The organism is Pseudoalteromonas sp. Bsw20308 (assembly GCF_000310105.2).
Classification (GTDB): domain Bacteria; phylum Pseudomonadota; class Gammaproteobacteria; order Enterobacterales; family Alteromonadaceae; genus Pseudoalteromonas; species Pseudoalteromonas fuliginea.
The window spans coordinates 2,295,655-2,315,445 of record NZ_CP013138.1; the positions used below are offsets into that span (position 1 = coordinate 2,295,655).

Annotated in this window: 10 protein-coding genes; 2 read left to right on the forward strand and 8 right to left on the reverse strand. The window is 38.9% G+C overall.

What is annotated here, in order from left to right; all coding sequences use genetic code 11:
* Position 1 precedes the first annotated feature (1 nt).
* From D172_RS09835 to D172_RS09855, 5 genes are all read right to left on the reverse strand, one after another.
* On the reverse strand, positions 2-1,498 hold the full coding sequence (locus D172_RS09835; protein ID WP_007375372.1) for an MFS transporter: 1,497 nt from the start codon (positions 1,496-1,498) through the stop codon (positions 2-4).
* Complete coding sequence (locus tag D172_RS09840) at positions 1,491-3,350, reverse strand: alpha-amylase family protein (protein WP_007375373.1); 1,860 nt, start codon at positions 3,348-3,350, stop codon at positions 1,491-1,493. Before D172_RS09840 ends, D172_RS09835 begins: the two co-directional genes overlap by 8 nt.
* 89 nt (positions 3,351-3,439) lie before the next feature.
* Positions 3,440-5,239: a glycoside hydrolase family 13 protein gene (locus D172_RS09845; RefSeq protein ID WP_420713809.1), complete on the reverse strand. Its 1,800-nt coding sequence runs from the start codon at positions 5,237-5,239 to the stop codon at positions 3,440-3,442.
* Positions 5,240-5,289: 50 nt separating this feature from the next.
* Positions 5,290-6,786, reverse strand: coding sequence for a tryptophan halogenase family protein (locus tag D172_RS09850; protein ID WP_007375375.1), 1,497 nt, complete (start codon positions 6,784-6,786; stop codon positions 5,290-5,292).
* A gap of 109 nt (positions 6,787-6,895) precedes the next feature.
* Positions 6,896-9,712, reverse strand: coding sequence for a TonB-dependent receptor (locus D172_RS09855; RefSeq protein ID WP_007375376.1), 2,817 nt, complete (start codon positions 9,710-9,712; stop codon positions 6,896-6,898).
* Between the two features lie 660 nt (positions 9,713-10,372).
* Between D172_RS09855 and D172_RS09860 the strand changes: the two genes are divergently transcribed.
* Complete coding sequence (locus D172_RS09860) at positions 10,373-11,995, forward strand: alpha-glucosidase family protein (protein ID WP_007375377.1); 1,623 nt, start codon at positions 10,373-10,375, stop codon at positions 11,993-11,995.
* 92 nt (positions 11,996-12,087) lie between these two features.
* Here the strand turns inward: D172_RS09860 and D172_RS09865 are convergent, their stop codons facing one another.
* Complete coding sequence (locus D172_RS09865; RefSeq protein WP_007375378.1) at positions 12,088-12,633, reverse strand: TIGR00645 family protein; 546 nt, start codon at positions 12,631-12,633, stop codon at positions 12,088-12,090.
* A 241-nt stretch (positions 12,634-12,874) separates the two neighbouring features.
* Between D172_RS09865 and D172_RS09870 the strand changes: the two genes are divergently transcribed.
* On the forward strand, positions 12,875-13,117 hold the full coding sequence (locus tag D172_RS09870; protein WP_007375379.1) for a hypothetical protein: 243 nt from the start codon (positions 12,875-12,877) through the stop codon (positions 13,115-13,117).
* 291 nt (positions 13,118-13,408) lie between these two features.
* Here the strand turns inward: D172_RS09870 and topA are convergent, their stop codons facing one another.
* The gene (topA, locus tag D172_RS09875) at positions 13,409-16,117 is read right to left on the reverse strand and encodes a type I DNA topoisomerase (protein WP_007375380.1); all 2,709 of its coding nucleotides are present in this window, start codon (positions 16,115-16,117) and stop codon (positions 13,409-13,411) included.
* A gap of 252 nt (positions 16,118-16,369) precedes the next feature.
* On the reverse strand, positions 16,370-19,651 hold the full coding sequence (locus tag D172_RS09880; protein WP_007375381.1) for a hypothetical protein: 3,282 nt from the start codon (positions 19,649-19,651) through the stop codon (positions 16,370-16,372).
* Positions 19,652-19,791: the final 140 nt, after the last annotated feature.

The window sequence follows — 19,791 nt, forward strand, 5'->3', positions numbered from 1 at the left end:
CTTAATTAGAATTTTTAACGCGCATAACAGCAATGGCTGCTAATACAAATGACGCAGCACCAATTAACAAAGCGTAAATGGGCTGATTAGAAAACACATGACTCAAAATAAGCCCTAAAATACTGGCTGCAAGTAGCTGTGGAATAACAATAAAGAAGTTAAATATTCCCATATAAACACCCATTTTATTACTCGGTAATGAGTTACTTAGCATTGCATAAGGCAGTGACAATATTGAAGCCCACGCAAAACCAACACCAATCATAGGAATAAGCAGCATTTTGGGGTCTGTTATAAACATAAAGCTGGCAAGGCCTAATGCGCCTAGTAATAAGTTAAAACAATGCGCGCCTTTTAAGCCCATTTTTTTAACTAAGAATGGAATGCACATTGCGGCAATAGCAGCGAATCCATTGTAAGCCGCAAATAAAATACCGACCCAATCAGCGCCATCGTTAAACGCTTTTGATGTTGTATCGCTACTCCCATAATGAAAGCTTGTTACTGCCGACGTGGTATAAATCCACATCGCAAATAAGGTAAACCAACTAAAAAATTGCACCCAAGCTAATTGCTTCATCGCAGTTGGCATTGTAAATACATCTTGCACTACTTGATAAAAGCCCCCTTGAGTGTGATTTTTAGCTTTTAATAAACCAGCTATCCACTGCACAATGCCAAAGGCAAGTAAGCCACCCGCTAATAAATAAAGTTCTTTTTCAAGCGCTAAGCCCATCACTAGGGCAAGTGTTGCAAGGCCTAATACAACAAATATAATGCCGCCTTTATTGTAGTTAATATCAGCAATTTCAGCCGTTACAACTGGCCCTTTTTGTGCCTCAAATTTAGCTAATTGCTCAGGTGTGTATTCTTTTGTTTTTGCAACAGTCCACAACACAGCAGCTAGTAAAACAACGCCACCCCAGTAAAATGAGTACTTAACTGAGTCTGGTATTTCACCAATAGCTGCCGTGTTACTCACATCAAACCAATTTGTCATCATCCATGGCAGTGCTGATGCCAAAACTGCACCTATTCCAATAAAAAAACTTTGTAACCCGTAACCGGTAGCGCGTTGTTTTTCTGGCAAGTTATCGCCTACAAGCGCTCTAAATGGTTCCATGGTTACGTTAATTGACGCATCCATAATCCACAACATACCAGCAGCAATCCACAATGTTGGCGAATGCGGCATAATAAACAATGCAATGGTTGTTAATATTGCACCCAAAAAGAAAAATGGACGACGACGACCAAAACGACACCACGTTTTATCACTCCAATAACCAATAATAGGTTGCACAATTAAACCGGTTAGCGGTGCTGCTACCCATAAAATAGGAATATCATCCACTTGTGCGCCAAGGGTTTGAAATATTCGGCTCACGTTACCGTTTTGCAGGGCAAAACCAAACTGTATGCCTAAAAAGCCAAAACACATGTTCCATATTTGCCAAAAGCTTAGAGTTGGCTTGTCGCTATTATTTTGATTATTCATTATTAGCCTTATTTGTTAATACTGCGCTGCTAAATGCATCAAGTGTAAGTGTGAAGGTTGCGCCTTGAGACCCTGATGTAATTTCGGTGCTATGCTGCTCAAGTAAGTCATGCAATTGAGTGTATTCGCTGAGTCCCGCTAATTGCACTTTTGATAAATTAACCGTAATTGTTTGAGATTGTTCGCTAAAGTTACTTAATACGTAAAGTATTTGTTGGCCAAGTTTGCGGGTAAAGCCTACAACTCGCTCACTTCCTGTAACGCTAAGCTCACTCATTTCACCGCCCACCACTGCAGGTAAACTATTAAGTGACAGAATGGCTTTATAGTAATCACGAAGTGCTACTTGCTCTTTTGTTAAATTAGCGCCGTCAAACTTACCGCTATTCATCCATGCTTGATGCGCTGGTACGCCAATGTAATCAAAAATACTGGTGCGGGTTGGTAAGCCAAAGCCTGCATATTCAGATCCATCCTCCCCTACATCTTGGCCAAAATATAATAAAGTGGGTGCACGGCTAATCAGGTTTGAAACCACCATGGCTGGTTTACCCCACACGGCTTTGCCTGCAAAGTCTGGGCTTGCGATACGCTGTTCATCGTGATTTTCTAAAAAATGCAGCATGTGCGCTTCAATATCAGTAACTTGGCTTTGGGCTGCAAAAATAGTATTAGCAGCTTGCTTGCTTTGCATAATTGCTTTTAAGGTATCGTAAAAACCGACCTTATCGTATAAATAGTCCATTTTACCTTGATGGATATAAGCACGGTACATTTTTGGGTTGTAAACTTCGGCAAGTAAAAATGCATCAGGTTTTTGCATTTTTATTGATGAGTTTAAAAAGCTCCAAAATTCAACCGGCACCATTTCGGCCATGTCGTACCTAAAGCCATCAACACCTTTATCTAACCAAAAAAGCGCAATGTCTCTAAATTTGTACCAGCTGTTAGGGAGCTCTTTATCTTGCCAAAACGCGTAGTGAGCACGGTAATCTTTATTTTTGTATTCATTTGGTAACTCTACAAAGTCGTAGCTGCCATCAGGCTTTACACCGTAATTCACTTTTACTGTTTCGTACCAATCGTTCATATCTGGTTTTGGAGATCGAGCACCATTACCTGTCCATTTGGCGGGTGTTTCATCAAAAAAACCATCAACAAGAGGATGAGCATTCCCGCCTAGCACTTTATACTCTGGCGATGTTGGCACCTGAAAAGACTGCTCTGGTACGTAGTAAAAATTATTGTTTTTATCGTACGCTTTAGTCGTGTCATCTTGCTCGCCAAAGTCTTTAACGCCTTTAGGCTTGCCTAGCGATTGATAATTACGGGCAACATGGTTAGGCACTATATCAATAACTACTTTCATGCCATGGCTGTGTGTACGCTCAATGAGCTGGCTAAACTCTCCCATACGGTTCGTCACATTAACGGCTAAGTCGGGGTTAACATCGTAGTAATCCTTAATTGCATACGGTGAACCTGCACGGCCCTTTACTACATCGGGGTCATCTTGTGAGATCCCATAGTCGGTGTAATCGCCTACTAAGGCGTGGTGTAACACACCGGTATACCAAACGTGTGTTGTACCTAGCTCTTTAATGCCTTTTAGGGCTGCATCGTTAAAGTCGGCAAATTTACCTACACCATTTTGCTCTTTAGTGCCCCATGGCACATTGGCAGTTTCAGTATTACCAAACAAACGGGTAAATACTTGATATACAACCGGCTTGGTAAGCTCATTTTGCATGTGTGCGGGTGTTTGTTGTTGTTCAGGTTTGTTGTTTTCTGAACACCCTGTAGCAATAAGTGCACTACAAAGTACTGCGGGTACATAAACTGATTTTTTCATTGTGTGTCTTTTTTGTCAGTATTGTTATTAACTTTATACTAAAGATTACTGCAGCAACCATACAGTTGCTGCATACGTATTCAGGTAAACTATTGAGAGGTATTTATAATTAATACCGTTGCACTCATTGCCGGTAAAGCAACTGTATTACCCAACACCTGTGTTTTGTGGGTGAATAAGTTAAGTGCTTTGGTATTTTTTGGTATTACTTCCTGCATATACTCAATATTCTTAGTTAGCTCTTTTGTGTTTTTATTCATAAATACCAACACAGTTTGCTCGTCGCTAATACGCGCGTAACTATACACACCTTGTTGAGGCGTAAAGTGTACAAGCTTTCCTTTATCAAGTGCTGGGCTACTTTTTCTAAAGTTAAGCAAGGTGCTAATTGTTTTATGCATCTCTTTTTGCTGTTTTGTTAGCCCCTCGCCCGTAAAGGCGTTACGAGTTTGGCCTTTAAATCCACCTGGGAAGTCTATTCTAATATCACCATGGTCTTTACTTGGGGTGTTATCTAATAGCACTTCCGTACCGTAGTACATTTGGGCTATACCTCGTGTGGTTAAAAACAAGGTCATTGCCATTTTAGTTTTGGCTTCGTCTTGGCCAAGTTCAGTGTAAACGCGGCTCATATCGTGATTATCTGCAAATACCATAATGTTATTGGTATCAGGGTATAAAAAATCATTAGCTAACGATTCATATACTTTAACCCAACCGGTGTTCCAACTTTCATCTTCGTTTAGCGCTTGAATTACCACCTCTTGCAACGAAAAGTCCATAACGCTTGGTAGGCTTGACGTATAGCCATCTTGGTTATGCTTACCACGTTGCCAGTAAGAGGCAATAGCAGGGTTAGAGGTCCACTCTTCTCCTACAATATTAAAATCCGGATACTCTTGCATAATTGCTTTTGTCCAATCGCTCAAAAATGCTTTATCTGAGTAAGAGTAAGTATCAACGCGAATACCACTTAAATCTGCGTATTCAATCCACCAAATCGCATTTTGAGTTAAATATTCGCTCAAGAGTGGTTGGCGCTGGTTTAAGTCCGGCATGCTGGCTACAAACCAGCCATCGTTAAACTGGCGTTTATCGTAATCGCTTGCGTGTGGGTCTTGAATTGTTTGGCGGGCATGGCTTGTCGCATTTTTACCATTTTCAAATTCGCCATTAAAGTTGATCCAATCTTTGCTCGGTTTATCCTTCATCCATGTATGCTCAGCACCAAAGTGATTAAGCACCATATCCATTACCAAGCCTATACCCTGCTCTTTGGCCTTTACTGAGAGCGATTTATAAAGTGAATTAGAACCCATGCGTGGGTCTACGTTATAAAAATCAGTAATAGCATAACCGTGATAAGAGTAATCGGGCATGTTGTTTTCAAGTACCGGCGTTAACCATAACTGCGTTACACCTAAATCTTTTAAATATGGCAATGCATTAATAACACCTTGTATATCACCACCGTGTCGCCCTCCTTTAAATGTTGGATTTACTTCCTCCAACATACCGCTCACGGTGTCATTTTGTTTATCGCCATTTACAAAACGGTCAGGGTTAATTAAATACACAGTATCTTTACTGCTAAAACCTTCTCGCACAGCACTATTTTTTGTTCTCTCAAGTAAAGAGAAAATGAAATTATTCTTACCATTGCTATTAAATTTTAATGTGCCTGCTTGAGCTGTATCGCTAATGGCTATATGTAAAAATACGTAATTAGGGTTTTCGGTGCGCGTAATATTGGCCAGCTCAACTCCTTGATAAGGTAAAAGCTTAAATTGGGTGTTTGCAATGTTTTGTTCATGCAACATTAGCGTAATTGTATTTTTTTTCATGCCCACCCACCAATTAGCTGGTTCAACGCTAAGAGCATAAGACATGCTTGGTATAGTATATAAACAGAGTAAGAGTATTTGCTGTATAAATCGCATTATGACGCCCTTTTAATACTGGCTAAAAATTCTTTGTGGGTAGGAAGTTTTTCAACTGTCGAATTTACTAATGTTTTTAAACTAATAAACAAATCACTTAACTGCTCGTCCGTAAACGAATTAGCAATAGTGCAATAGTCATCAGGTATTAAGCCTTGTCCAATCATCACTTGCTGCCAAGCAACTTCAGCAAATAACTCGTCGTTTTCACGGACTACCTTGCCTGTGTGTTTAAATAAACTGAGTTTATGAGCCAATGAGTCGGGAATTTCCATTTGCTTACACTGACGCCAAAATGCAGAGTCGCCCCGCTCTGTAAGTTTGTAATGCAAAATAATAAAATCGCGCATGTGCTCTATTTCTGTCACGCTTTGTTTATTAAACTCGCTTGCTAACGCATCGCTGATACCATGGTGTGGAAATAATTTAATCAGCCGTGTAACTGCGCTTTGAATTAAGTGAATGCTTGTAGATTCCAATGGCTCTAAAAAGCCACTTGATAAACCAACCGCGACTACATTTTTATGCCATTGTTTTACACGTCTACCTGTTTTGAATTTAATAAATCTAGGTTCTGTTATTGGATCTGCCGGTAAGTTATTAAGCAACAACGCCTTTGCGTCTTCATCCGATAAATAACGACTACAATAAACCAAGCCATTGCCTATTCGGCTTTGTAACGGAATTTGCCACTGCCAACCGGCACTGTGCGCAATTGATTGCGTATAAGGTTTTAATTCATCGTTTGATTTTGTTTGTACTGCGATGGCACTATCGCATGGTAAATAATGAGACCAATCTACAAATCCGGTATTGAGTGTTTTCTCAATAAGCAACGCACGCAACCCTGTGCAATCTATAAATAAATCACCGTTGATTTGCTTATTATCATCGAGTATGAGTGTTTCTACATTACCCGTTGCTAAACATTGTGTAACCTCACTAATTTTGGCATCAATGTGTTTTACACCACGCGATATTGCCAGCTTTTTTAAATATTCAGCGTAAAGTGTGGCGTCAAAATGATAAGCGTAACTTAGCCCAGGTAATTGGGTATTGGGTATTGTGTTTAAGGGAGCAAATTTATGCTGTTTAGCGGCTTGGTAATTTAACGAAAAATCCCATAAATCGTCTTCGTAACCCGTGATTCGACCTTTTAACCAAAAGTTATAAAAGTCGCAAAACGGGAAGTCTTTTCCAATCGGGCCAAACGCATGCATATAACTGTGCGTTGGTTTTTTCCAGTTTTCGAATTCAATACCGAGTTTAATTGTTGCGTTGGTTTCGTTTATAAACTCTTTTTCGTTAATGCCTAATGCGTTATTAAGTTGGATAATAGGTGGTATGGTTGCTTCTCCAACTCCCACGGTGCCAATAGATGATGACTCTATTAATGTGATATTAATTACTTTACCTAACACTTTATTAAGCAGTGCTGCAGTTATCCAACCTGCAGTACCACCGCCTGCGATCACGACGTGTTTTATTGATTTCATCTTATTATCCACGTTTTATTAAATCAAAGTATGATTAAAAAGTTAGGTAAAGTAGCTATAAAAAAGCCCTTGTAAAATAAATCACAAGGGCTTCTACACACAATTTTTATTATAGCTTGTAGCTAAAGCCTAACAAGTAAGTGCGACCGTAATCTTGGTAGTCACGTACTTGTAAATTGTTATCACCCGAAAGCGAAGTAAATGGTTCTTCGGTTAAGTTTTGAATTTGGAATGTAACAGATAACCCTTCCAGACCTTGTAAGCCAGATTCAGCAAAATCATATCCAGTTTGAATATCCCAAATTGTTTCGCCTTTAATATCTACTTGCGTAGCCGCAAGTCCTAAGCCGTTAACATTACCTTTAAAGTCAGAGCGTTTACGCATACTTGTACGCGCTTGAAAGCCATTTCTTTCGTAATAAAAAGTTAAGCTATCGATCTTCTCTGATAAACCTGGCAGTTCATATTCATTCCCATTTTGATCTTCAATATCTTGCTCTACACCAGTATGGCTGGCAATTAAGCCAAAGCCTTCCAGTGATGAACTAAATATACTCAATGGTAAAGAAAGAGATAGCTCGTAACCCCAAAGGTCACCTCCGCCACCATTTACTTTGCCTGAGCCAGAACCTTGGCTATTTTCTGGTATTTCACCTGTTGATGGATTAGCGACACCAGTCATATCTATTGCGTACTTACCGTCAAAAATCCAAGTAGAAATATCTTTATAGAAATACGCTGCTGCAAAATAACCTTCTTCATGAAAATAGTTTTCATAGCTTAAATCAAAACCAGTGGCTTCTTTAGGCTCAAGCTGCGGATTACCACCAGATACACTCCAGTTATTACCGTTAGAGTCTTGAGTTGGGCTATATGTTGCATTAACAGAGGCATTCATTTCATCTAAACGAGCACGAGAAATAGTTTTAGCGGCACCAAAACGAACAGTTTGTTTTTCATCTATTGCAAATGATAAGTTTAAGCTAGGTAATACATGCGAGTAATCATGGCTAATGTCTGTTGGAGATACAACAACTAAACCGTTTTCGGTCGTCGCAGCAGAACCTTGTGATGATTGTTCCGTTTTAACATAACGCACACCAACGTTACCTGAAACAGGAATTGAACCTAGTTCAGTATTAATATCTGCTTGCAAAAATAAAGCTGTAACTTGTTCTTGTACTGTCCAAGACTGCGTTTTATGTTTTTGATCTGTTAAGCTCTCTTGTAGGAGATTGTAGTAACCGTCATTAACCAGACCATTAGTGTCATAAGCAATCATATTACCCATACCAATAAAGTCTAAACTTGCAGTGCCCAAACGGTATTTTTCAGGTACTGAGACCATTCCTGGGTTATCAAGTGAAAAATCTTTCAAAGTCATAAAATAACCTTCTGACTTTTTAGTTTTTTCACGGTCACGGTACGAAATACCGAATTTAATAGCGCTTATGTAGTCATTTTCAAGCACTTTGCTAGCAGCTAACTTTAATGTTTGAAGCTCATCATTAATTTCTGGTGCGTTGATGAAGCCATCTTGTGCTGTATTTTGGTAAGGCGTATCATTTAGGCCGTATTTATCATTTAACGCAGAGCTTGCGCCCCAAGATAACGGTCCACCTAGTTGAATTAAGTTATAGTCACTGTAATCAAGTTCATGGGTAAATTGCGCGCCCGTGTTGCCACCATTAAAGGTATAACCTAAGTTATCAGCAACACCATTACTGTCTCCGCGACCAGTTCCTGAGTAGCTTTCTATACTCCAAAGCTGACGTTCTACTTCAGATACACTTGCATCAAACTCTACAGACCATGCATCATTAATATCGTATTTTGTATTAAAACCGAATTGCTTTAGTTCAGCATTACGTTCTTCATAATCATTTCGAACAACAACACGTTGTCCTTGTTGCAGCTTAGCGCTAGTAATAAAACCAGATTCTTCGTCTACAGTAACACTGTTTGGTTCTATTTTGCTTTGACCCCATGCAAATGGAATTTCAATACCGCGTAAAATTCTTTCGTCAGAAAAATCAACATATAATGCATCGAATGTCATATTCAAGCGATCATTCGGAGATGCTTCTATAACCAGCATTGCTGAGTCACGATCTAATGTAGATGAACGCACATAAGGTTTAGCGCCACCTAGTATTGAGCTATATGGACCAACCGTTGTATCGTCTTTAAGTTTATTTTCAGAAACGCTGTAGTCAGGGTAACCCCATGAATTCCAACGCTTTTCTTGGTTTGGAGAACTCATTTTGTTATACGCGAATGCCACACCAATAGTGTCATCTGCAAATTGGTCAATATACGAAAAAGTGCCACGGAAACCTTGGTTATCGCCATCTGGGTTTAACTTGTCAAAGCTTGTTTTTTCAAGCTGACCATTAAACATAACAACACGTTCACCTTTACTTAAAGGCTTAACCGTTTGCATGTCAATGACACCAGCAATACCTTCGGCTTCAATACTGGCATTAGGTGTTTTATAAACAGTAACACCGCTCATTATTTCAGATGGGTAAAGATCAAACTCTACGCCTCGGTTGTCACCAATAGACACTTGCTCACGGCCATTAAAAGTGGTCGCACTTTCATCTTCACTGAAACCACGAACACTCACACGACTTGCTCGGCCATCTAAACGTTGTGCAGTTAAACCTGGTAAACGTGCAATAGACTCAGCAATAGACGAATCAGGTAGCTTACCTATATCTTCTGCAGAAATAGATTCTACAACCTGTGTAGAAAAGCGTTTAGTGTTTATAGATTCAATTAAGCTGCCACGAAAGCCTTTAACCTCAATAACCTCTACGTCATCTTTTTTTATTGTATTTTCTTGAGCAGCTAGTGTTGCAAAGCTTGATAAGCCTGCAGCTGTTAATGCCAAAGTTAATATACTTGGTTTGAACATAGACATAATGTTTCCCGTTACCCATATTGTGATACCCGCATTCATTGTTTGAGTGATAGTCAAACAGGCGAGCTAATTTTGTTGTCAGGATGAATATTAACGCCAGCTTTATTTTATTAACAACTTTATGCATACGTATTCAACCGTTACAGAAGGATTTAACATTAACATAAACTTGAAAAAACAAAGACTAACCAATTGATTTAATTACATATAAAAACAAATAAATTCAATTGTAAAACATTGCTCGTTAAATTTACTCTATTAACAGTTAATAGCTCACTGACCTTGATGTAAACAAAGTGAAACTAATTAGTACCGCTATGGAAAATAAGAACTATTAAGCATCAACCAAGTGTTGAATTGGTCAGACCATTAAAGGTGAAACATAAAATATATTTCCCTTATAGGACAAGCTATTAGGTTTAGTTCGAGTAAGAAAATAGCTAAATTATATAATTGGTAAACAAAAAAACACACAAATCGAACATTTTTAATGATGCCTAAGTACTTATTTTTAATAATTTAATTGTATTAATTTTAGTGCATACGTATGCAGGATTTTTACAGTGTTCAAGGCTTCACGTATGCTTTTTCAAATAACGTGATTAATCTTAATCACAAATAAGAATAGTCTAAATACTGTGTGGAATGACGGAGAAAAGCATGACCCAAAAGCAGTGGTATAAAGGTGCGGTTATTTATCAGGTTTATCCGCGTAGCTTTCAAGATAGCAACAACGATGGTATTGGTGATTTAAAAGGAATTATTAATCGTATTGATTACATTAAAAGCTTAGGCGTTGATGCTATTTGGATTTCACCTTTTTTCAAATCGCCAATGAAAGACTTTGGCTACGATATTAGTGACTACCGCGACATTGACCCGCTTTTTGGTGATTTAAACGATTTTGATGAGCTAATAAGCCAAGCCCATGATCGTGATATTAAAATAATTATTGATCAGGTATTAAGTCACACCTCTGATCAACATCAGTGGTTTTTAGATAGCCGCGATAATTTAATAAACGATAAAGCCGACTGGTATGTTTGGGCCGATGCAAAAGAAGATGGTACAGCGCCAAATAACTGGCTTTCTATTTTTGGTGGTGGGGCTTGGCAGTGGGAACCTCGTCGCGGGCAATACTACTTGCATAATTTTTTAACCGAACAACCGGATCTTAACTTTCATAATCCAGATGTAAGAAAAGCAGTGCTTGATAATGTAGAGTTTTGGCTTAAAAAAGGCGTTGATGGTTTTAGACTCGATGCTATTAATTTTTGTTATCACGATGCACGACTACGCGATAATCCAGCTAAACCAAAAGATAAGCGTCAAGGCCGTGGTTTTAGTGAAGATAATCCGTATGCGTTTCAGTACCATTATTACAACAATACTCAGCCAGAAAACATTGAGTTTATGCAAGATATTCGTGCATTACTTAATAAATACCCAGGTACTGTATCACTTGGGGAAATATCGTCAGAAGATTCGTTAGCAACTATGGCAGAATATACTCAAGGCGGCGACAAACTTCATATGGGTTATAGCTTTGAGCTTTTAACAAATGATTACTCAAGTGAATATATTAGAACTACGGTTCAAACCCTAGAACAACATATGCTTGAGGGCTGGCCATGCTGGGCATTTAGCAATCATGACGTAGAGCGCGTAGCAAGCCGCTGGAGCGAAAACGGCAAAATCAACTCTCAGCAATGTAAAATGTTAACCGCCCTACTTGCCTCTCTTCGTGGCAGCGTGTGTATGTACCAAGGTGAAGAATTAGGGTTAGGTGAAGCAAGTGTTGCCTTTGAAGACTTACAAGACCCGTATGGCATAACGTTTTGGCCTAACTTTAAAGGGCGTGATGGCTGTAGAACGCCAATGCCTTGGGAGCAAACTGGATCGCAGCACGCTGGGTTTAGTGAAGCCAAGCCTTGGCTCCCAGTAGATGATGCACACAAAAAACAATCAGTTGCGATGCAAACAAATGATAACAACTCAATTTTAAATGCCTACCGTGAATTTATGACCTGGCGAAAAAAGCAAACGGTTTTGCTTGAGGGTGATATTGAGTTTATTGAAACGCCTGAGCCTGTGCTTGCTTTTTATAGAACCCTTGGAACGCAAAGAATGCTTTGCATGTTTAATCTAAGCTTTCAACAAGCAAGTATTGATATGCCAACATCAATCGTTAAAGAATACACTGAGCTTAGCCATCACAGCGCAAAATTAAGCCAAGATACACTAACACTTGAGCCTTACGCTTGCTTTTATGCAGAGTGTTAATGACATCAATAGTTACACTTAATGTTACAGCTAAGCTCTAAACATAAAAGGCCCAAGTAAATTACTTGGGCTTTTTTGTACATTTAATTTTTCTAATGACTTTGGGTTTTACTGTTTAAGTAATCAGTTAGCGCAAATAGAACACCAGACATAACAAACGTAACATGAATAATCACCTTCCACAGTAATTCATCGTTTGGGTATGCACCTGAGTTAATAAATACTTTTAATAATTCAACAGCTGAAATAGCCACGATTGCGCTTATTAGTTTCATTTTTAGCCCTGAAAAACCGACTTTCCCCATCCAAGATGGTCTGTCTTCATGATTATCAATATCAAGCTTTGAAACAAAGTTTTCGTAACCGCTGAATGTGATGATTAGTAATAGCCCTGCTAATAGTGCGGTATCGACTAAGGTTAAAATGCCAACAAGTAATTCTTGATTAGTTGCTGAAAACGTCGCAATACCCATTAAATAAAGCTGTTTAAAAAATTTTATTAGTAACAATACAACTGCAAAGAGTAAACCAACAAAAAATGGGGCCAGAAGCCAACGTCCTTTAAAGATAAAAGATTCTAACGCATGCTCTAATTTATTCGCTTGGCGTGGCTTTTTTTGAGGTGTATGTGATGACATTTTTTGGTCTTTTAATTTAAAAAAGCGACCTTAGCTTATAACTCACAACAACACAATGATGTGAAAATACCGATAGATGAATTACTCATCTTCACGATAAAAATATTTCGTTATCTTTTATCTCAATTTCGTTTAAAAATCAGCATACCAACAGAATTGTTCTGTACTGGGCACTATTGTTTTACGCTTCAACTTAAATAGCGTAATTCAGTCGTCACACCATTTTTTTAGGAATAAACGAATGAACAAAGCATTGCTAGCATTAATCGTAGCACCTTTATTTGCAGTATCTGCAACTTACGCAGTAGCAGACGATGCGACAAACGCCTCAGCCGAAACAATAAAAGAATACACAGAAATGTGTGTTAACTGGGCTAAAGATGACGACGTAAGTAATGAAGATCTAAATGCATACGTATTAAAGTGTGTAAATGATGAACTTGAATCAGAAGGATACAAGAAAATATCTTCTGTAAAAATTTAATAATATTCATACCAATCTGCTTGTATATGTGGTCTATTTAACGATAAGAAAATCGCGCTAGAACTAAGCAAAAATTTTGTATCTAGTTGTTCTAAATAAAAATTTTTAACAACGTTGTAGAGTGATTTAATTCGATAAATTGTTCAAATATTTATGCAGGTTGGTATTATATGTGCGGCTAACAAAGCCATTGCGAAGTACATATAAATAAATAAAAAAAACCGGAATCGACACAAGCTGTGCGTTCCGGTTTTTTTAGCTTTTAAAAGCGATGAATAAGCGATTATTTACTTATTCAGCCTCTTTTTTTGCTTTTGGCTTAGCCTTTGCTTTAGCAGGGGCTTTTTTAGCCGCTGGTTTCTTTTTAGGTGCTGCTTTTTTCTTCGCTTCTTCGGTCCATTTACCCGCTTCATAATGAGCAGTCCAGCCGGTAGCTTTACCGTCAACTTCAGTCATAACATACTGAGATTTATTTTTACGGCTATAGCGTACAACAGCAAGATTACCATCAGGATCTTTAGCTGGTGCATCTGCTAAATAATAAAACTTAGGCGAAATGCGGTCTCTAAAGCGTTTTAACTCTTCTACCTTAGGTGCACGTGTTTCACGTGACTTAGGAAAAGTATTTGCGGCTAAAAATATACCCGCAGCGCCATCACGTAAAACAAAATACGCATCTGATTTTTCACATTCTAATTCAGTAATGTGAACAGGATCTTCTTTTGGCGGCGCTGCTTCGCCATTTTTAAGTAGCTTACGAGTATTTTTACATTCTTCGTTATTACAGCCAAAGTACTTACCAAAGCGACCCGATTTAAGCTCCATGTCCGAACCACATTTATCACATTCGATAATTGGTCCATCATAGCCTTTAATTTTAAAGGTACCTTCCTCAACTACATGGCCTTTACATGCGGGGTTATTACCACACACGTGCAATTTACGAGTTTCGTCAATTAGGTATGAGTCCATTGCTGTTTCACAAATTGGACAACGCTTCATTTGCATTAACTTTTCAGTTTCTACATCTTCAACATCTGCAGCTACAGCTTCATCACCCGATACCAAGTTCATCGTTGTAGTACAACGCTCTTTTGGTGGAAGGCTATAACCAGTACACCCTAAGAAAACACCGGTTGAGGCCGTGCGTATACCCATTTTTCTGCTACACGTAGGGCATTCAATATCTGTTTCAACCATCTCGTTAAGACGCATACCACCTTGTTCTGGCTCATCTTTGGCGACAGTTAGTTGCGTTGAAAAATCAGCATAGAATTTATCAAGTACTTCAGTCCAAACGCGCTCGCCTTCCGCGATATCATCTAGCCGACCTTCCATTTTAGCGGTAAAGTCAAAATTCATTAAATCTGTAAAGTTTTCAACTAAACGATCGGTAACAATTTCACCCATTTTTTCAGCGAAGAAACGGCGATTTTCAACACGTACATAACCACGGTCTTGAATCGTTGAAATAATAGATGCGTACGTAGAAGGACGACCGATGCCTCGTTTTTCAAGCTCTTTAACCAAACTCGCTTCACTAAAACGCGCAGGCGGCTTGGTAAAATGTTGCTTAGGATCAAGCTCAACAAGAGTCAGTGTTTCACCTAACGTAACCGGTGGTAATGATTGATCTTCTTCATTCTTTTTGCGAATTGCAGGTTGTACTTTAGTCCAACCATCAAAGCGTAATACGCGACCCTTTGCTTTGAGCTGAAAATCGTTTGCTGCAACAGTCAAAGTAGTTAGATCATATTCTGCAGGCACCATTTGACATGCAACAAATTGACGCCAAATAAGCTCGTATAATTTTTTAGCATCAGCGTCAACGCCTTCAATGTGACCAGAAAGCACTGTTACACTTGATGGACGAATAGCCTCATGCGCTTCTTGTGCATTGCCTTTAGAACTGTAGTTAATTGGATCTTTTGGTAAATATTTTTCACCAAATTGCTCCGTTACATATTCACGACACATAGCAACTGCATCTTTTGACAGATTAGTTGAATCGGTACGCATATACGTAATGTAACCACCTTCATACAAACGCTGAGCAAGCATCATGGTCTTTTTAACGCCATAACCTAAACGTGTACTTGCCGCTTGTTGCATTGTTGAAGTAATTAAAGGCGCACTTGGACGACTCTTACTTGGTTTTTCTTCAACATTAACAACTTTATATTTGGCATTCTCAAGGCTTTTAACTGCTGCGCTAGCCTGAGCTTCATTTACTGGCTTAAATGGCTTGTCGTCTTGTTTGGTTACTTCTAAACGTAACTCTGACTCTGTGTTTTTAACATCAGCATGAATATCCCAAAACTCTTCTGGTATAAATGCCTTAATTTCACGTTCACGTTCAACTAATAAACGCACTGCAACTGATTGAACTCGACCTGCAGAAAGTCCGCGAGCGACTTTTGCCCACAGTAATGGCGACACCATAAAGCCAACAACGCGATCTAAGAAGCGTCGCGTTTGCTGAGCAAAAACCATATCGGTATTTAACTCACCCGGCGTTTCGAACGCTTGTTGAATCGCATTTTTAGTAATTTCGTTAAAAACTACGCGTTTATACTTTTCAGGCTCTCCACCAATGATTTCTTGAAGGTGCCAAGCAATCGCTTCCCCTTCTCTATCCAAATCCGTTGCGAGATATATTTGATCTGCATTTTCTGCCAGTTTTTGTAATTCTTGGACAACTTTTTCTTTACCCGGCAATATTTCGTAATGCGGTTCCCAGCCTTGTTCAGGGTCAATTCCCATACGTGCGACTAAGTTGGTATAATCTCGTTGTTTTTTATACGCTGCTTTTTCTTCAGGTGGCAATTTACGAACTTCTGCTGGCGTTTTAGTTGCCGGCACTTTAGCTTTGCTCGAACCCGAAGTAGGTAAATCTCGTACATGTCCGATACTAGACTTTACGATGAAATCATTACCTAAATATTTATTAATTGTTTTAGCCTTAGCAGGTGACTCTACAATTACTAGCGATTTGCCCATAGTTGCCTATTTCTAACCAAATATTAAAAATGTGTTTACCGCTCTAAGCGGCGCGAATATTTATAGGTATATCTACAAACACTAGTTGTTACAAGCTTTTAATACAAACTTTTCAGTATTTACTGAATAAACGAACAATTTCTGTTGCTAATTTAAACAAACAGGTGTTTTTAGAATAATTGTTGTGGAATATATAGAACACAAACAAAAATGCCAACCTAAAGGTTGGCATATTTTTAAAACATCATAAAATTATAGCTTAGCGTCGTCAGTAACTGCAATTGAAGTTGACGAAATAAGACCCGATGTAGCTTCAACACTAATTGTTAAAAAACCATCAGTTATATCATTTCTTCCATCGGCTGGCTCTCTTGTTATACCAAAGGAAATACCTACAGGCACAAAACTTGTTGTATTAGGAAAGATATAACTGTTAGTGCCCGTTAGAATACCATTTTCAGAGGCGATACTTACCTCACTCCCAACGGGTAAAGGGTTATTATAGGCATCAGCTATGAACACGGTTAATCCAACACTATTAGTTCCTGTCGCTTCTGTTAAGTCTATTGAATCAACTCCACACATTAGCTGGCCTGTTGAACTACGCACTAAAGGCCCTGTAGGGTCACTATTTACACGCACCTCAGTCGCTGTTACGCCTGTAATAGCAGCACAATCATTGGCATAAGTTATTAACCTAAAGAAAGCAGCATCACCAGACATTACAATTTCTTGGTTTTGAAATACGTTAACCATTTGGCGGCTGCATATACCAGCAGTTTCGTCTTCTTGACGGCATAGTAAACCATTATATAAACCGTTCTCTGTAGTCCAAGAACCATTACCATCAAAATCTACAAACTCTTCAAACTCATCGCCTGTTGAGTTATCACGTGAACAAGGATCCGTTCCATCGTTACAGTCTTTACCGCCAAAAGTGCCATCTTCATTGTTATCAATAAAAGCTTCTGGAATATCAAATAAATCATCAAAGAAGTCTTCGCTATCAAAGTAACCATTACCATTTAAGTCTGAAAAAGTCTCTTCACCAATAGCATATGCATGAACGGTTGCACGCCCTCCTAATGGTAAATCTAATGTTAGATCATTATTTAAAATACCTAATGGACACGGTAATCCACCATCACATTTTTGAGCAATTGTATTTTCGTACATTGAATCGGTAAACGGGCGTGGATTACTACTTGTCCACGTAACACTACAAACGCCATTCGTAGTCGTACAGCTTGGTTCGATAACACCACCTTCAGTAATAAAACTTACAGCAGTGCCATCTGGTACCGGGTTATTAAAATGATCGGCTAAGCGCGCATTAACAGATACTAAAGTCCCATCAACATTTAAGCCATGCGTATTAAACTCTGAGCGAGATAGTGAAAAGCTATTTTGATCAGCAATCCCTGTGCTTATAACTAAAATATCCGAAGGCGCTGTTACAACCACAGTTTCGCCACCAACATCATCTTTACTTGAAGCAATAACACGCACAGGCGTCGCAACTGCACCAGACTGAACTGTAGTCTGTATCTCACCAGCACTATTGGTGATAGCCGAAGCGGTACTAAGCGTAATTCCACCTACTGAAGTGGATAATGTAAAGTCGACAGTTCTAGAAGCTAGTGCATTACCGTTAGAATCAATTAGTTTAAATCTAACTTCTGAAATTTCACTTCTGTTAGCTCCACCTGTACCTTTTAATGAAATGACAGGTTGTGTTACTTCAATAAATTGGATGAAGCCAATATCAGCTGGAGATACATTAATCGTTGCCGTACCTGATACAGTATCACCACCAGTAACAACTGTTGCAGTAATAATATCGCCGCCAACACACGTTAAAGGTCGGTAAGTTGAACGAGCGAAACCACCAATGCTGGTAACAGCTTCATCCATCACAGCTAAACCACTTGCAACACAGCCTGATGAAAATTCTACATTTAATGGGGTTGTATAGGCTTCACCATCTTTAGTAATTTCAATAGAAATTAGTGCTGTAGCACCTGCGGCTAGAAATTCATCATCAGCTAAAGAGCTTGTTATAGTAATATCAATATCTACAGCAGCTATCTGAAATGCTTTGGTAATGCTGCTCCCCAATACTGAAACAGTTATTTCGCCAGCCCCTACATCTCTGCCAGGGATAATATCAAGTATTGCAATACCATTTACATCGGTGATTGCGGTGCCCGTTGTAGGTGAAATAGAGCCAATCGTTGTTGTTGCCGTAACGAGAGTTTGAGTTAGTGGTATAGTTGAATCTTTTTTATTAACTTTAATATAAAGGATGCCGATTGAATCACCAGAAATACCGGCAGTCTCTTCACATAAACTCACATCCTTCGTCGTTTTGAAGTCAGGTGGGCAGTTTTGGAATATTGTAAATGCTATATCGGCACTGCTTTGATTTGGATCAATCGCATCCCCACTGGTATAAAAGCCCAATGTAGATTCAACCGCTTCAAACTGAGCGGTAACAATACCAGCCCCTTCAATTGTTCCTGATGTCAAATTGAGCGTAGCTATGCCCTTTGAGTCAGTCAGTGCAGTCCCTGAACTGGGCAATAAACTACCAAGCGATGAGTTAAAGGTAACAACTTCTCCAACCGCCGGTTGACTATCAGAATCTAGAACAAGCGCCTTAATTAAACCACTTTCACTTGCACTAATCTGGCTCGTTTGTGCCAGCGTTGTCGCCGAAAGTAAGCTTAAATCAATCGTAAAATCTTCCGACAATCCCAGCACAGGAGCGTCGCCTGCTGTAGTGTAAGTATAAGCATTAGAGTTTATACTACTGCCATCTTCAGTAATATAAGTAGCTGAAACAGTTCCTGCACCAGCTTCAGTGCCAGCAAGTATATCTATTTTAGCAATGCCTTCATTATTGGTCATTGCTGTTCCATTAGACGGATTTATTGTTCCAAAGCCTGATAGATTAAATTGTATTAGCTGAAAAGCAGCTGGTTCACCATCTAATAGAAGTATTGCTTGTGCAATTGCGGGCGTTAAAAAATTTACATTTCTGGCCTCTCCTCCATTTAATGTTTGTAAATTAACGGCCAGCTCTACTTTAGGTATAACTTCAGTTTGAGTCTGAAAATCAAAAACGTCTGTATACGATGCGCCATCAATAGTATACGTCGCAGTAACTTCTCCCGCGCCTGTAATTGTTCCCGCAGAAAGTTCAACAGTGGCAATACCGTCACTTTGGGTTAATGCCGACTCTGGATTAAGTTCACCCACACCATCAGCTAAACTGAACGTTATGCGTCTACCTGCAACTGGGGTATCATTTTGTTTAAGTGTTACACGTAAATCTATTGGCGCGTCAGCAGTTACTGCATTTGATTCAGAGTCACTAGTTTGAGAATACCCTTGAAGAGTTAATGTATAAACAGTTGTGTCGGTATCAGTATCACCACCCACTGTGCCATCTTTTTCAAGCGTCCCACCTCCGCCACAAGCCATGAGTAAAAAGCTAAGTAACATAATACTGAGCAATCGCGTTAAAGGCATTGACCTCTCCCTAGTGTTGTTATTATTAACTAAACGTTATTTACCTAATATTAACCTATAACCTAGTTTAAAATCACAGTTTTTTATTACTTTTTTGTATAAAATAATTTTCAATAAATACTAACTTTTTCTGTATAAAT